This is a genomic window from Klebsiella sp. CSG-1 (assembly GCF_056521145.1).
Window position 1 is genome coordinate 36,386 of record NZ_JBWNLD010000007.1, and the last position, 14,782, is coordinate 51,167.

General features: G+C 57.1%; 15 protein-coding genes. 12 read left to right on the top strand and 3 right to left on the bottom strand.

Annotation, left to right across the window (positions count from 1 at the left end):
- Positions 1 to 30 precede the first annotated feature (30 nt).
- From malM to ubiA, 3 genes are all read left to right on the top strand, one after another.
- On the top strand, positions 31 to 981 hold the full coding sequence (gene malM / locus AC007G_RS17490; RefSeq protein ID WP_142630587.1) for a maltose operon protein MalM: 951 nt from the start codon (positions 31 to 33) through the stop codon (positions 979 to 981).
- A gap of 189 nt (positions 982 to 1,170) precedes the next feature.
- Positions 1,171 to 1,668 carry a chorismate lyase gene (gene ubiC, locus AC007G_RS17495; protein ID WP_004856438.1) on the top strand — a complete coding sequence of 166 codons (498 nt, stop codon included), beginning with the start codon at positions 1,171 to 1,173 and terminating at the stop codon, positions 1,666 to 1,668.
- A 12-nt stretch (positions 1,669 to 1,680) separates the two neighbouring features.
- Entirely contained in the window at positions 1,681 to 2,550 is an 870-nt protein-coding gene (ubiA, locus tag AC007G_RS17500) for a 4-hydroxybenzoate octaprenyltransferase (protein WP_134935689.1), read from the top strand.
- 68 nt (positions 2,551 to 2,618) lie between these two features.
- On the opposite strand, the gene plsB is transcribed toward ubiA, so the two are convergent.
- Complete coding sequence (plsB, locus tag AC007G_RS17505) at positions 2,619 to 5,042, bottom strand: glycerol-3-phosphate 1-O-acyltransferase PlsB (protein WP_032689949.1); 2,424 nt, start codon at positions 5,040 to 5,042, stop codon at positions 2,619 to 2,621.
- Positions 5,043 to 5,171: 129 nt separating this feature from the next.
- On the opposite strand from plsB, the gene AC007G_RS17510 reads away from it, so the two are divergent.
- The 4 genes from AC007G_RS17510 (at position 5,172) to AC007G_RS17525 (ending at position 8,089) form a co-directional block, all read left to right on the top strand.
- The gene (locus AC007G_RS17510) at positions 5,172 to 5,540 is read left to right on the top strand and encodes a diacylglycerol kinase (RefSeq protein ID WP_032689948.1); all 369 of its coding nucleotides are present in this window, start codon (positions 5,172 to 5,174) and stop codon (positions 5,538 to 5,540) included.
- A gap of 219 nt (positions 5,541 to 5,759) precedes the next feature.
- A complete protein-coding gene (lexA, locus tag AC007G_RS17515; RefSeq protein ID WP_004856448.1) occupies positions 5,760 to 6,368 on the top strand; it encodes a transcriptional repressor LexA in 609 nt (202 codons plus the stop codon).
- Positions 6,369 to 6,436: 68 nt separating this feature from the next.
- Entirely contained in the window at positions 6,437 to 7,753 is a 1,317-nt protein-coding gene (gene dinF, locus AC007G_RS17520; RefSeq protein ID WP_032697091.1) for an MATE family efflux transporter DinF, read from the top strand.
- Positions 7,754 to 7,879: 126 nt separating this feature from the next.
- Positions 7,880 to 8,089, top strand: a complete 210-nt coding sequence (locus AC007G_RS17525; protein ID WP_004856456.1) for a CsbD family protein — start codon at positions 7,880 to 7,882, stop codon at positions 8,087 to 8,089.
- A gap of 91 nt (positions 8,090 to 8,180) precedes the next feature.
- Here the strand turns inward: AC007G_RS17525 and zur are convergent, their stop codons facing one another.
- Positions 8,181 to 8,696 (bottom strand): zinc uptake transcriptional repressor Zur, encoded by a 516-nt coding sequence (gene zur / locus AC007G_RS17530; protein WP_032689946.1) that lies wholly within the window; start codon positions 8,694 to 8,696, stop codon positions 8,181 to 8,183.
- A 114-nt stretch (positions 8,697 to 8,810) separates the two neighbouring features.
- Here zur and AC007G_RS17535 point away from each other — a divergent pair, with 114 nt between their 5' ends.
- The 3 genes from AC007G_RS17535 to pspG all read left to right on the top strand — a co-directional run bounded on the left by AC007G_RS17535 (position 8,811) and on the right by pspG (position 10,783).
- Positions 8,811 to 9,299 carry a cupin domain-containing protein gene (locus AC007G_RS17535; protein WP_004856461.1) on the top strand — a complete coding sequence of 163 codons (489 nt, stop codon included), beginning with the start codon at positions 8,811 to 8,813 and terminating at the stop codon, positions 9,297 to 9,299.
- A 102-nt stretch (positions 9,300 to 9,401) separates the two neighbouring features.
- Positions 9,402 to 10,400 (top strand): tRNA dihydrouridine(20/20a) synthase DusA, encoded by a 999-nt coding sequence (gene dusA, locus AC007G_RS17540; protein ID WP_032697092.1) that lies wholly within the window; start codon positions 9,402 to 9,404, stop codon positions 10,398 to 10,400.
- Between the two features lie 140 nt (positions 10,401 to 10,540).
- Positions 10,541 to 10,783, top strand: a complete 243-nt coding sequence (gene pspG / locus AC007G_RS17545) for an envelope stress response protein PspG (RefSeq protein WP_032689944.1) — start codon at positions 10,541 to 10,543, stop codon at positions 10,781 to 10,783.
- Between the two features lie 230 nt (positions 10,784 to 11,013).
- Here the strand turns inward: pspG and AC007G_RS17550 are convergent, their stop codons facing one another.
- Positions 11,014 to 11,997, bottom strand: a complete 984-nt coding sequence (locus tag AC007G_RS17550) for a quinone oxidoreductase (RefSeq protein ID WP_032689943.1) — start codon at positions 11,995 to 11,997, stop codon at positions 11,014 to 11,016.
- An 88-nt stretch (positions 11,998 to 12,085) separates the two neighbouring features.
- On the opposite strand from AC007G_RS17550, the gene dnaB reads away from it, so the two are divergent.
- Both dnaB and alr read left to right on the top strand, forming a co-directional pair.
- Positions 12,086 to 13,501 carry a replicative DNA helicase gene (gene dnaB, locus AC007G_RS17555; protein ID WP_004856470.1) on the top strand — a complete coding sequence of 472 codons (1,416 nt, stop codon included), beginning with the start codon at positions 12,086 to 12,088 and terminating at the stop codon, positions 13,499 to 13,501.
- Between the two features lie 148 nt (positions 13,502 to 13,649).
- Positions 13,650 to 14,729 carry an alanine racemase gene (gene alr, locus AC007G_RS17560; RefSeq protein ID WP_032689941.1) on the top strand — a complete coding sequence of 360 codons (1,080 nt, stop codon included), beginning with the start codon at positions 13,650 to 13,652 and terminating at the stop codon, positions 14,727 to 14,729.
- Positions 14,730 to 14,782: the final 53 nt, after the last annotated feature.

A 14,782-nucleotide genomic window follows, 5' to 3' on the forward strand; every position in this document is an offset into this window, starting at 1 on the left:
CGCTTGGCCATCGGAATTGAGGTGATAACAATGAAAATGAAGAAAAGTCTCGTTGCCCTCTGCCTGTCCGCCGGCCTGCTGGCCAGCGTACCCGCAGTCAGTTTTGCTGATGTGAATTTCGTGCCGCAGAATACTTCTGCCGCACCGGCCATTCCTGCTTCCGCGTTACAACAGCTAACCTGGACGCCGGTCGACCAATCGAAAACGCAAACCACAAAGTTAGCGACGGCTGGCCAGTCGCTGAATATCCCCGGCATCGTCGGCCCCGTGGCGGCCTACAGCGTCCCGGCAAATATCGGTGAGCTGACCCTGACCCTGACCAGTGAAGTGAATAAGCAAACCAGCGTTTATGCGCCAAATGTGCTGATTCTTGACCAGAATATGACGCCATCGGCGTTTTTCCCAAGCAGCTACTTCACCTATCTGGAGCCGGGCGTGATGAGCTCGGATCGCCTGGAAGGGGTGATGCGCCTGACTCCGGCTTTAGGTCAGCAAAAAATCTATGTGCTGGTCTTTACTACCCCGCAGGATTTGCAGCAGACCACCAAATTAATCGATCCGGCGAAGGCCTACGCCAAAGGCACAGGTAATGCGGTGCCGGATATTCCGGACCCGATTGCCAAACATACCACCGAAGGTACCCTGGGTCTGAAGGTGAAAACTTCTTCCGGCTCCAGCGTGCTGGTTGGGCCGCTGTTTGGCTCCTCCGGCCCGGGCCCAGTGACCGTCGGTAATACCGCGGCTCCGGTCTACAACGCGCCAGCCGCCGCGCCGGCCGTTGCTCCAGCTGCGGCGCCAGCGCCGGCTGCGAAGAGCGAACCGATGCTTGACGATACGGAAACTTACTTTAACAACGGCATCAAGCAGGCGGTTGCGAAAGGTGATATCGATAAAGCCCTTAAACTGATGAACGAAGCTGAGCGCCTCGGCTCGAAATCTGCTCGTTCCACCTTTATCAGCAGTGTAAAAGGCAAGGGGTGATCGTCTCCCCACAATGCTGATGTTTAGGCACAGCCTTTAGGTGCGTCCGCCTGGACGCACCTTTTTTTATCGCGTGGCGGCTGCTGTTGCATGGCTGTTACGCCGATGATCGTATCTTGACGCTTTGCCCGCCCTGACTGGCTTATTCTGCGATACAATGCTGCTACGTTATGTAACGGAGAATCAGGCATGTCACATCCTGCGCTTACGCAACTGCGTGCGCTGCGCTATTTTGCCGCGATACCCCCGCTGGAACCGCACCTGCGCGACTGGCTGTTGCTGGAAGACTCAATGACTCAACGCTTTGAGCAACAAGGGAAAAAGGTCAGTGTTAATCGAGTCAACGAGGGTTTCGTCGGCCGGGAAGCGCTGGTGGGTGAAGAGGCGTTGCTGCCGGATGAAGCGCGTTACTGGCTGCGGGAAATCATACTTTGCGCCAATGGTGAACCCTGGCTCGCTGGCCGAACGGTCGTGCCTGAGTCGACGCTGTGCGGCCCGGAACTGGCCCTGCAGCAGTTGGGGCAGACGCCGCTGGGGCGTTATTTGTTCACGTCATCGACATTAACCCGCGATTTTATTGAAATTGGGCGCACAGCAGAGCTGTGGGGGCGTCGTTCTCGCCTGCGGCTGAGCGGTAAACCGCTGCTGCTGACAGAACTTTTTCTGCCTGCGTCGCCGCTGTATTAAGAGGAAAAGAAAATGGAGAGGAGTCTGGCGCAGAATAAGCTGTTGGCGTTTCATCGCCTGATGCGTACTGACAAACCCATTGGCGCGCTGCTGTTGCTGTGGCCGACGCTGTGGGCACTGTGGGTGGCGACGCCGGGGATTCCGCCGCTGTGGATTCTGGCCGTTTTTGTCGCCGGCGTCTGGCTGATGCGCGCCGCCGGCTGCGTGGTGAATGATTACGCCGACCGAAAGTTTGACGGCCATGTTAAACGCACCGCCCGCCGTCCGCTGCCCAGCGGCGATGTCTCGGAAAAAGAGGCCCGGCTTCTGTTTGCCGTGCTGGTTGTGCTTTCGTTCCTGCTGGTGCTGACCTTAAACACCATGACCATCCTGCTGTCGGTGGCGGCGCTGGCGCTGGCGTGGGTGTATCCGTTTATGAAACGCTATACCCACTTGCCGCAGGTGGTGCTGGGCGCGGCGTTCGGCTGGTCGATTCCGATGGCCTTCTCGGCGGTGAGCGAAGCGTTGCCGTTAAGCTGCTGGCTGATGTTCCTCGCCAATATTTTGTGGGCGGTGGCTTACGATACCCAGTACGCGATGGTCGACAGGGACGATGACGTCAAAATCGGGATTAAATCAACGGCGATCTTGTTCGGCGAACATGACCGTACCATTATCGGGATATTGCAGATTGGGGTGCTGGTACTGCTGGCCGCCATCGGCTGGCTGAACGGGCTGCACTGGGAATATTACTGGTCGCTGTTTATCGCCGCAGGGCTGTTTTTCTGGCAGCAGAAGCTGATTTTCCGTCGCGAACGGGACGACTGCTTTAAAGCGTTTTTAAATAATAACTACGTCGGACTGGTGGTGTTTCTCGGTCTGGCGATGAGCTATCTGCAGTAGTCTCTTCCTTTCCCCCGGCGTGCGGCGTAAACGCCATAGCCGGGGGAGAGGAAAGCCTGTCTCAGTCGTTACGCTTCATCCTGCGTGACGCTTTCAATCGTCAAGCGCACATCCGACGTAATCAGATCGGCCAGCATCTGGTAGACCTTCAGCGTCTCTGCCGGCTCAGCATCGCCGGTATCGCTGATATAGCCCTCATCGCGCAGCGTCAGCACTAACGTACTGAATACCGCTTTATCGAAGAACTCCGGCGCGTTGATACCGTGCAGCACCGACAGACGCTGCGCCACCGTGCGGCTCTCTTTCTCCAGAGAACTGCGGTTGATGGACGGGTTCGCGCTCAGCAGCCAGAAGGTAATGGCGTAGCGCTGGAGCGTCTCACGCGCGCCTGCGGCCAGCAGCTGCAAGGAACGGGAGTGGGACGGATTGATGCTGATTGCCTCATCGCTCAGGACAATCAGCCCCTGACGCTGCATTTCCGCCGCCAGGGCATCGATGACGCCAGCCAGCTCTGCTTTTTCCCAGCGCAGGAATAGCTCGGCCTTCAGCAGCGGATAGAACATCTCAACGTGACGCAGCACTTCCGCGCGGGTGATACGACGATGCTGGGTAATGATCGCCGCCAGCAGCGACGGCAGCATCAGCATATGGGCGATGTTGTTGCGGTAGTAGGTCATCAGCACCGCCTGCTCGCGCGGCAGAATGATGATATCGCCGATGGTATCTTTCTCGACCTCGAACTTATTCATCTTCAGCGCGTGGTCAATCAGCTCGCTGGCGGAGGCCGTCGGCGTGGTCGCATCCGGGGAGTACGGTACGTTGCGCAGCAGATCGAGGTAGCACTCCAGCTGTTGCGTCAGCTGTTCGCGGGTCAACGAGCGCTGACGAGAGGCCAGCAGCGCGGTGCAGCACAGGTTCATGGCGTTGGCCGCGCCGGCGTTGTTGATGCGCACCATCAGGTCGGAAGCAATATTGTTGACCGTCGGCGTCAGCCACGATGGGCGAACCGCTTCGATCGGATCGATAGACTCACGCCATTCCGGAACATGCTGGTTCAGGTAAGTCATCAGCGGCAGAGGTTCGCCAAAGTTAACATAGCCCTGACCGAGGTTACGCAGCTTGCTCAGGCCGCGCAGCATCTGCGGCAGACTCTCTTTTTCTTTCGTCGCACCGCGCAGCTCTTTGGCGTAGGTGCCCACTTCCATCACGTGCTCGTAACCGATGTAGATAGGCACCAGCGTGATCGGTCGGGTCCCGCCGCGCAGCATGGCCTGGATGGTCATCGACAGGGTACCGGTTTTCGGATCCAGCAGACGGCCGGTACGCGAGCGGCCCCCTTCAACGAAGTACTCCACGGAGTAACCCCGGCTGAACAACTCGCCGAGATATTCGCGGAACACCGTTGAATAGAGCTTATTGCCCTTAAAGGTACGACGAATAAAGAATGCGCCACCGCGGCGGAAAATGGGGCCTGCTGGCCAGAAGTTCAGGTTGATACCGGCGGCAATATGCGGCGGCACCAGCCCCTGGTGATACAGCACGTAGGAGAGCAGCAGGTAGTCCATATGGCTACGATGGCACGGTACGTAGACAATCTCGTGCCCTTCATGGGCCAACTGACGTACGCGCTCGGCGTTGTGGACGTTGATCCCCTGATAGAGACGGTTCCAGGTAAAACCGAGAACGCGATCGGTCAGGCGAATCATCTCATAAGAGAAGTTCGCGGCGATCTCTTCCATCAGCGCGATGGCGTTTTGCTGCGCCTTCTCATGGGAGATTTTCTTGCTGCGCGCTTCATCTTCTACCGCGCGGGCGATGGCTTTGGATGCCAGCAGCTTATTGAACAGGTCCTGACGCGCCGGCAGACGTGGGCCGACGGCTGCCAGACGCTGGCGGGCGAAGTGCATACGCGCGACGCGGGCCAGCTTCTGGGCGATAATTTTATCGGTGCCGTGTTCGGTGGCCATTCTGCGCAGAGAAACCGGCGGCGAGAAACGGACAAAGCTGTCGCGTCCCAGCCACAGAACGGCGAAGAACTTCTGAATGCCATTCAGCATGCGCAGCGGCGGGTTAACTTCGCCTTTTTCGCGCCCAGGCGCACGCCCAAACATCACCGACACCGGCACCATTTGCACGTCCAGGTCAGGATGGTTGCGGTGCAGATCCAGGTAGTCGTGGAACAGCTTAATCGACTCTTCTTTCGGCGCGTAGTAGGTAAAGACGCGCGGGCCGCCGTGGATAAAGACGTAGCGCGGCAGCAGCGCGCCGTCGATTTCCAGCGGTTCAAGCGGATCGGGTAAATCGTGCTCCAGGCACTGAGCGCGCAGGGTCAGCAGGTCCGCCTTTGAATTATAAGGCAGGACGTACATGATAGGACGCGAGGTATCCAGCCCTAATTCCTGAGCAGGTTCTGCGGGAATAGACTTGCTTTTTACCAGCACCCGTAATGGTAAATTCAGTAATTTATAGTAAATTCGTTGCCAGCCGGACATAAACGATGTGAAGCCTCTGGTTAATCATGCAAATGCGCGGCAAGAATAACAGAAAGCGCGCAAAATTTCCGTTGCCACGCGGCAAACGCGTACACTCATTGACGTCATTTACATAAAAAGGTTCTTTTGATGGCCAATAATACCACTGGGTTAACCCGAATCATTAAAGCGGCAGGTTATTCCTGGAAAGGGTTCCGTGCGGCATGGATAAATGAGGCCGCATTTCGTCAAGAAGGCATCGCCGCCATTGTTGCTGTAGCGATAGCCTGCTGGCTGGACGTCGACGCCATCACGCGTGTGCTGCTGATAGGCTCGGTCCTGATAGTGATGATAGTCGAAATTCTTAATAGCGCGATTGAGGCGGTGGTGGACCGTATTGGCCCGGAACATCATGAGCTGTCCGGTCGGGCGAAAGATATGGGGTCTGCGGCGGTGCTGCTGGCCATTGCGATCGCGCTGATCACCTGGGCGCTCTTACTGTGGGCTCGCTATCACTGAGCGGCCACGTGGTGAGATATTCCGCTTTGCGATGTCTTCCCGGCGATCGGGCGAACCCGATGAGCTTTTGCCCGGCCGGCGACAATCACCCCTGGCGCCATGGGCTATCGGGGACGCAAAATGGAAAGAATCTCCTGATTTTTGTGTGAAATTTGATTCCAAAATCACCGTTAGCTGTATATACTCACAGCATAACTGTATATACACCCAGGGGGCGGGATGAAAGCGTTAACGACCAGGCAGCAAGAGGTGTTTGATCTCATTCGGGATCACATCAGCCAGACGGGCATGCCGCCGACGCGTGCGGAAATTGCTCAGCGCTTGGGGTTCCGTTCCCCAAACGCGGCGGAAGAACACCTGAAAGCGCTGGCGCGTAAGGGCGCGATCGAGATTATCTCCGGCGCCTCCCGGGGGATTCGCCTGCTGACGGAAGAAGAACCAGGTCTACCGTTGATTGGCCGCGTGGCGGCCGGTGAGCCGCTGCTGGCTCAGCAGCATATCGAAGGCCACTTCCAGGTCGATCCGGCGATGTTCAAGCCGAATGCCGACTTTTTGCTGCGGGTTAGCGGTATGTCAATGAAAGATATCGGTATTCTCGATGGCGATCTGCTGGCGGTCCATAAAACTCAGGATGTACGCAACGGCCAGGTTGTCGTGGCGCGTATTGACGAAGAGGTCACCGTTAAGCGTCTTAAAAAGCAGGGCAACATCGTCGAACTCCTGCCAGAAAACAGCGAATTTTCCCCTATCGTGGTGAATCTACGCGAGCAAAATTTCACTATTGAAGGGCTGGCCGTTGGCGTGATTCGCAACGGTGAGTGGCTGTAACACCTTCCCCACGCAGCATCGTCTGATGCATGATGCTGCGCTGTCTCCTCCCGGTCAGGCTCTTTCTCATGTTCTTTAACGCCGCTGATAAGGCCCTGTGGCGCCTGGCGCTACCCATGATTTTCTCCAACATCACCGTTCCGCTGCTGGGACTGGTGGATACCGCCGTGATTGGTCATCTCGACAGCCCGGTTTACCTCGGCGGTGTCGCGGTCGGCGCGACGGCCACCAGTTTTCTCTTTATGCTGCTGCTTTTCCTGCGGATGAGTACCACCGGACTGACGGCACAGGCCTTTGGCGCAAAAGATCCTCTCCGCCTGGCGCGGGCGCTGGTGCAGCCGCTGGGGCTGGCAACAGGTGCCGGCCTGCTGATTGTGCTTTTCCGAACCCCGCTTATCGATCTGGCGTTGCATATTGTTGGCGGCAATGAAGCGGTGCTGGAGCAGGCGCGGCGCTTTCTCGATATCCGCTGGCTGAGCGCGCCGGCATCGCTGGCAAACCTGGTGCTGCTCGGTTGGCTGTTGGGCGTGCAGTATGCCCGGGCGCCGGTGATTTTGCTGATTGTCGGCAACCTGCTGAATATCGTGCTCGATCTGTGGCTGGTGATGGGCCTGCATCTGAACGTGCAGGGTGCCGCGCTGGCGACGGTCACCGCCGAATATGTCACCTTTATCATCGGGCTGCTGATGGCAAGACGCGTGCTGGCGCTACGCGGTGTGTCATTTGCCCTGCTCAAGCGCGCGTGGCGCGGAGATATGCGCCGCTTGCTGGCGCTCAATCGCGATATCATGCTGCGCTCTCTGCTGCTTCAGCTCTGCTTTGGTGCGGTGACCGTTTTCGGCGCTCGTCTTGGCGGCGAGATCGTTGCCGTCAACGCGCTCCTGATGACCATGTTGACCTTTACCGCCTATGCCCTGGATGGTTTTGCTTATGCCGTGGAAGCGCACTCCGGGCAGGCTTACGGCGCGCGTGACGGTAGCCAGCTGCTTGAGGTCTGGCGAGCGGCCTGCCGTCAGTCGGGAATGGTGGCGCTGGCCTTTGCGGCGACCTATGCCGTGGCGGGACAGCAGATTGTCGCCCTGTTGACCTCGCTGCCCTCGCTTCAGCTGCTTGCCGATCGCTACCTGATCTGGCAGATCGTGCTGCCGGTGATTGGCGTGTGGTGTTATTTGCTGGATGGCATGTTCATCGGCGCGACGCGCGGGGCTGAGATGCGCAACAGCATGGCGGTGGCGGCGGCGGGGTTTGCCCTGACGCTGCTGACGCTACCGGTCCTCGGCAACCACGCGCTATGGCTGGCGCTGGCGGTTTTCCTCGCGCTGCGCGGTCTGTCGCTGGCGGTCATCTGGCGGCGACACTGGCGGCGTGGAACCTGGTTTTCGTAGTGATTTTTGATATGTAATTGGTTAAAGATTCCGAATAATAAATTCAACTCAGAATTCTTATCTATAGTTAATACTATGTCCGGCACACAGCGGGCTGTTAACTCACCGAACGATGAGGATTGAATTATGAACAAAGACGAAATCGGCGGTAACTGGAAACAGTTGAAAGGTAAAGCGAAAGAGAAATGGGGCAAGCTGACCGATGACGATATGACCGTCATTGAGGGTAAGCGTGACCAGCTGGTCGGTAAAATCCAGGAGCGTTATGGATACGCCAAAGATCAGGCGGAGAAAGAAGTGTCTGACTGGGAACGAAAAAACGATCACCGCTGGTAGCGGTGAGTGTTAACGAATTAACCCTTTGTTATTGCCTGCCTGATGGTACACGGAGGTACCGGCAACCTCGATTCCCGCTGCGGCGATAGCCTCAGCGGGCTTTCTTTTTGATCTGAATGGTATGGTCGTGATGGCAGTGCCCCGGGGTGCTACAGGCTTCGACCTCGACACAACCTGCGCACAGGCCGTGCGCCTCAATCACATTGTGGCGTAGCGCAAAACCCATTCTCGCCGCCAGCGTATGCATAATGTCTTCAACGCCTTCGGCACACTCTTCCGTGACCACGCCGCAGCGGTCGCAGATAAACATGGCTGAGCTATGGGTCGGCTGATCGAAAAGATGGCACAGTACGTAGCTGTTGGTCGATTCCACCTTGTGCACGAACCCCTGTTCCAGCAGAAACTCCAGCGCCCGGTAGACCGTCGGCGGTTTCGCCTGCGGCTCTTTCTCGCGCAGCAGGTCGAGCAGATCATACGCGCTAATCGCCCCTTGCTGGAGGCTCATCAAACGCAACACTTCCAGGCGCTGCGGAGTCAGGCGCACGCCGCGCTGTGCGCAGAGCTTTTCAGCGTGCGCTAACATTTCTTGCGAAGTGGTCTTATTCATGAGCATCCTCTGGTTGCGTGAGTCTGAAGTTGTTACTTTATCACGATCCAGGCAAAACGCCGAGAACCGGCGGCTTGTGCTATACCTGATGCATCTCATTTTCGGGAGAAAACGATGAAAAGACCTGATTGCATTCGACATTGGCGCGAACTGGAAGGTCCAGATGATGCCACTTATCCCAATAACCCGGAGCGTTTTTCCATCGGCGCGCCGCTGGCACGGGGGTTAAGGCTCAACCGGCTGGGTATTCATCATGAACGTTTGCCTCCGGGCCGCCGCACCTCTTATCCCCACGCTGAAAGTGATGAGGAGGAGTTTATCTATGTGCTGGATGGCTACCCTGAAGTCTGGATTAACGGCTATCTGTGGAAGCTTGAGCCGGGCGACAGCGTCGGTTTTCCGGCCGGAACCGGGGTGTGTCACACCTTTTTGAATAATACCGACCAGGAAGTTCGCTTATTAGTGGTGGGGGAGTCGAACAAGAAATTTAACCGCATCTACTATCCGCTGAACCCGGAATATGCCGCCACGCGTCAGGATCGCTGGGTCGATCATCCGCCGCAATTTTTCGGCCCGCACGATGGTAAACCGCGCAGGCGCTAGTCTGTCCGGCAGAGGCACAGCACCCGTCGCGCTGCTATGCCTCTGTGATTTATCTTTGTGCTATAGTAGCGCCCCTTTTTACCCGGATGCCTGTTTATCGCCATGATGCCAGAATCAACATCTCACGCTTTTGCCGCCCATCGTTTTTCCATCGCGCCGATGCTCGACTGGACAGACCGGCACTGTCGCTATTTCCTGCGCCTGCTGTCGCGCCATACGCTGCTGTATACCGAAATGGTGACGACCGGAGCGATTATTCATGGCAAAGGCGACTATCTGGCCTATAGCGAAGAAGAGCATCCGCTGGCTCTGCAGCTGGGCGGCAGCGATCCTGCTGCGCTCGCCCAGTGTGCGAAACTGGCGGAGGCGCGCGGTTACGATGAGATCAACCTCAACGTCGGCTGTCCGTCCGACCGCGTGCAAAACGGGATGTTCGGCGCCTGCCTGATGGGCAATGCGCAGCTGGTAGCTGACTGTATCAAAGCGATGCGCGACGTGGTGTCCATCCCGGTAACGGTAAAAACCCGTATCGGCATCGATGACCAGGATAGCTATGAATTTCTGTGTGATTTCATCAATACCGTCTCCGGAAACGGTGAGTGCGAGATGTTTATCATCCACGCTCGCAAAGCCTGGCTCTCCGGCCTGAGCCCAAAAGAAAATCGTGAAATTCCACCGCTGGATTATCCGCGCGTTTATCAGCTGAAACGCGACTTCCCACACCTGACGATGGCGATCAACGGCGGAATTAAGTCGCTGGAAGAGGCGAAATTGCATCTGCAGCATATGGACGGCGTGATGGTGGGGCGTGAGGCCTATCAGAATCCGGGGATCCTGACCTCGGTCGACAGGGAGATCTTTGCGGTGGAAGGGGCCGATAGCGACCCGGTCGCCGTGGTGCGCGCGATGTACCCGTATATCGAGCGTGAGCTGTCCAACGGCACCTATCTGGGCCATATCACGCGCCATATGCTGGGCCTGTTTCAGGGTATCCCTGGCGCGCGGCAGTGGCGTCGCTACCTGAGTGAAAATGCGCACAAGGCGGGGGCGGATATTAACGTGCTGGAACATGCGCTGAAGCTGGTTGCCGATAAGCGTTAATGTTGCGCTAAAATTTAGTCAAATACGCCACGCTCTGATTTAATCGTCAGAGCGTTTTTCTTTAAATTCAATGTATTAAGTTTGGCACGTTTCTTGTAATACCCGGAGAGTCATTCGATTATTTCTTTGGGGAGAAGACGATGCTGGAACTCTTATTTGTCATTGGATTTTTTGTCATGTTGCTGGTCACCGGCGTGTCGATTCTGGGGATTCTTGCCGCGATTGTCGTTGCGACGGTGCTGATGTTCGTCGGCGGGCTGTTTGCGATGATGATTAAGCTGCTGCCGTGGCTGCTGTTAGCCATTGCGGTCGTGTGGGTGATTCGGTCGATAAATACGCCAAAAACGACAGACTACCGCAGTAACAACCGCTGGCGTTATTAAGGGAGTGAGCGGTCGGTCACAACCTGAAGAATTTTGCATAGAACAGCGTAGGTTTTGCTTATTAAATCTGTCACTATTAGCGCGTTAACGAATTCATCGCGCTGTACCCTACATACAGCCGAACTAAAAAAAGTAAGGGCTTCCCAGGTGGAAGCCCTAAACTTTTCTGCTCTCCCGTCATACTTCAGGCTACAGAAGCGTTGGCAGCGTTAATCTTGCCTGGGCACCCGTTACGGCAGCAGCAGGCTTGAGCCTTCAGTGGCACGGCTCTCCAGCACTTCATGCGCGCGTCGGGCATCGGTCAGGGCATATTTCTGGCTCTCCGCCACGTCAACGTTAATCGCGCCGCTGGCAATCAACGAAAACAGCTCGCCGCTGGCTTCCGCCAGCTCCTGACGGTTGGTGATATAGCCTTGCAGTGAAGGGCGGGTGACGTACAGCGATCCTTTCTGGTTGAGGATCCCCAGGTTGACGCCGGTGACCGGGCCGGAAGAGTTACCGAAGCTGACCATCAGCCCCCGGCGCTGCAGGCAATCAAGCGACGCTTCCCAGGTATCTTTGCCCACGGAATCATAGACCACGTGGACTTTTTTCCCTTCGGTTATCTCTTTCAAGCGTTCAACGATATTCTCTTCGCGATAGTTGATGACCTGCCAGGCGCCGGCCTGCTTTGCCCGCTGCGCTTTTTGCGCGCTGCCGACGGTACCGATCAACTTAGCGCCCAGCGCCTTCGCCCACTGGCAGGCAATCAGCCCGACGCCACCGGCCGCCGCATGAAACAGGAACGGTTCACCGGGCTTGATTTGGTAAGTTTTTCGCAGCAGGTAATAGACCGTCAGCCCTTTCAGGAACGATGCGGCAGCCTGTTCAAAGGAGATAGCGTCCGGCAAAAGAGCGGCCTTATCGGCAACCACGTTATGGACTGAACTGTAGGCGCCCAGCGCTGACTGAGCGTAGACGACGCGGTCGCCAGCTTTAATGTGCTGCACGCTGCGCCCGACTTTCGTCACCACGCCCGCGGCTTCGGTCCCCAGGCCGCTTGGCAGAGACGGCGGCGGGTAGAGGCCGCTGCGAATATAGGTGTCGATATAGTTAATGCCGATGGCCTTATTCTCTACCTGGATCTCGTTTTCTAGCGGATCCGCAGGGGTAAATTCTACGGCCTTGAGTACATCCGGCCCACCGTGTTGATGAAATTCTATTCGTGTTGCCATGATTATCTCCAGTTTCATTTGGGTGGGTCAAAACAGAGACCTGTGCTAATATTTCGACCCCATCTCTATCCCGGTATCTGTATTCAATATGGCAGGAAATAAACCCTTCAACAAACCGCAGACTGAACCCCGTGAGCGCGATCCGCAGGTCGCCGGGTTAAAAGTCCCGCCGCACTCGATTGAAGCGGAACAGTCGGTGTTGGGCGGTTTAATGCTGGACAACGAACGCTGGGACGACGTCGCCGAGCGCGTTGTGGCGGAAGATTTTTATACGCGTCCGCACCGCCATATCTTTGTGGAAATGGCCCGTCTGCAGGAGACGGGTAGCCCGATCGACCTGATCACGCTGGCGGAATCGCTGGAGCGTCAGGGGCAGCTGGACAGCGTTGGCGGATTCGCGTATCTGGCGGAACTCTCAAAAAATACGCCAAGTGCGGCGAACATCAGCGCCTATGCGGATATCGTACGTGAACGCGCCGTTGTCCGTGAGATGATCTCGGTGGCCAATGAAATCGCCGAGGCGGGTTTCGACCCGCAGGGGCGTACCAGCGAAGATCTGCTCGACCTGGCCGAATCCCGGGTATTCAAGATTGCGGAAAGCCGTGCCAACAAAGATGAAGGCCCGAAAAATATCGCCGACGTCCTCGATGCGACCGTTGCGCGTATCGAGCAGCTGTTCCAGCAGCCGCATGACGGCGTCACCGGGGTCAATACCGGCTATGACGATCTGAACAAAAAGACCGCCGGCCTGCAGCCGTCGGATCTGATTATTGTCGCCGCGCGTCCATCGATGGGTAAGACCACATTTGCGATGAACCTCGTCGAAAATGCGGCGATGTTGCAGGATAAGCCGGTGCTTATCTTCAGCCTTGAGATGCCATCAGAACAGATTATGATGCGTTCTCTGGCCTCGCTGTCGCGCGTCGACCAAACCCGTATCCGTACCGGCCAGCTGGACGATGAAGACTGGGCGCGCATTTCCGGCACCATGGGTATCCTGCTGGAAAAACGCAATATCTATATCGATGACTCCTCCGGCCTGACGCCGACGGAAGTGCGCTCCCGCGCGCGACGTATCGCCCGCGAGCACGGCGGTATCGGTCTTATCATGATCGACTACCTGCAGCTGATGCGCGTACCGTCGCTTTCCGATAATCGTACGTTGGAAATTGCGGAAATTTCCCGTTCGTTAAAAGCGCTGGCGAAAGAGCTTCAGGTACCGGTGGTGGCGCTGTCGCAGCTTAACCGCTCGCTGGAACAACGTGCCGATAAGCGCCCGGTCAACTCCGACCTGCGTGAATCTGGCTCCATTGAGCAGGACGCCGACTTGATCATGTTTATCTATCGTGACGAGGTCTATCACGAGAACAGTGATTTAAAAGGCATCGCGGAAATTATTATTGGTAAACAGCGTAACGGACCCATCGGTACGGTACGTCTGACCTTTAACGGGCAGTGGTCGCGCTTTGATAATTATGCGGGGCCGCAGTACGACGACGAATAAATCCTCATCATCCTTTGATTCACCGCTGCGTTGGCTGCTCGCGGTCACTTAGTGTATTCAGCTCCCGGTGATTCCTTGGCTTAGCGCCTTGCGGTGACTCAAATGATTGAGTGGATTCGGCTTATTTTATTTAAGGCAAGGAATGTAAATGCAAGCGGCAACTGTTGTGATTAACCGCCGCGCTCTGCGACACAACCTGCAACGTCTGCGTGAACTGGCGCCTGCCAGTAAACTGGTTGCAGTGGTGAAAGCGAACGCTTACGGACACGGTCTTCTCGAGACCGCGCGAACGCTCCCTGATGCCGATGCCTTTGGCGTCGCCCGTCTCGAAGAAGCCCTGCGCCTGCGCGCTGGCGGTATCACGAAACCGATCCTGCTGCTGGAGGGTTTCTTTGATGCGGCCGATCTGCCGGTTATTTCCGCGCAGCAACTGCATACGGCGGTACACAGCCCGGAGCAGCTGGAAGCGCTGGAGCAGGCTGAGCTGCCTGAGCCTGTCACCGTCTGGATGAAACTGGACACCGGAATGCATCGCCTGGGCGTGCTGCCGGAACAGGCGGACGCCTTCTGGCAGCGCCTGAGCCAGTGTAAAAACGTGCGCCAGCCGGTCAATATCGTCAGCCACTTCGCGCGGGCGGATGAGCCTGAATGCGGCGCCACCGAACGCCAGCTGGATATTTTCACCACCTTCAGTGAAGGCAAGCCTGGTCTGCGTTCCATCGCGGCATCGGGCGGAATTTTGCTGTGGCCGCAGTCGCATTTTGACTGGGTTCGCCCGGGCATCATCCTGTACGGCGTATCGCCGCTGGATTACCCCTCCACCGGCGCAGATTTCGGTTGTCAGCCGGTGATGTCGCTGACGTCGAGCCTGATTGCCGTACGCGAACATAAAGCGGGCGAGCCGGTAGGCTATGGCGGTACCTGGGTCAGCGAGCGAGACACCCGGCTAGGCGTGGTGGCGATGGGCTACGGCGACGGCTATCCGCGCGCGGCGCCCAGCGGTACGCCGGTGCTGGTTAACGGCCGGGAAGTGCCGATTGTTGGTCGTGTCGCGATGGATATGATTTGCGTCGATCTTGGGCCTGAGGCGCAGGATAAATCCGGCGACCCGGTGGTGCTCTGGGGGGAAGACCTGCCCGTCGAGCGTATTGCCGCGCTGACGAATGTGAGTGCTTACGAACTTATTACGCGGCTGACGTCGCGGGTCGCCATGCAGTACGTGGATTAAGCGCGGTTTTTCCGTTGCTGTGCGACAAGACAACCCCGGTGGCGCGATGCTTG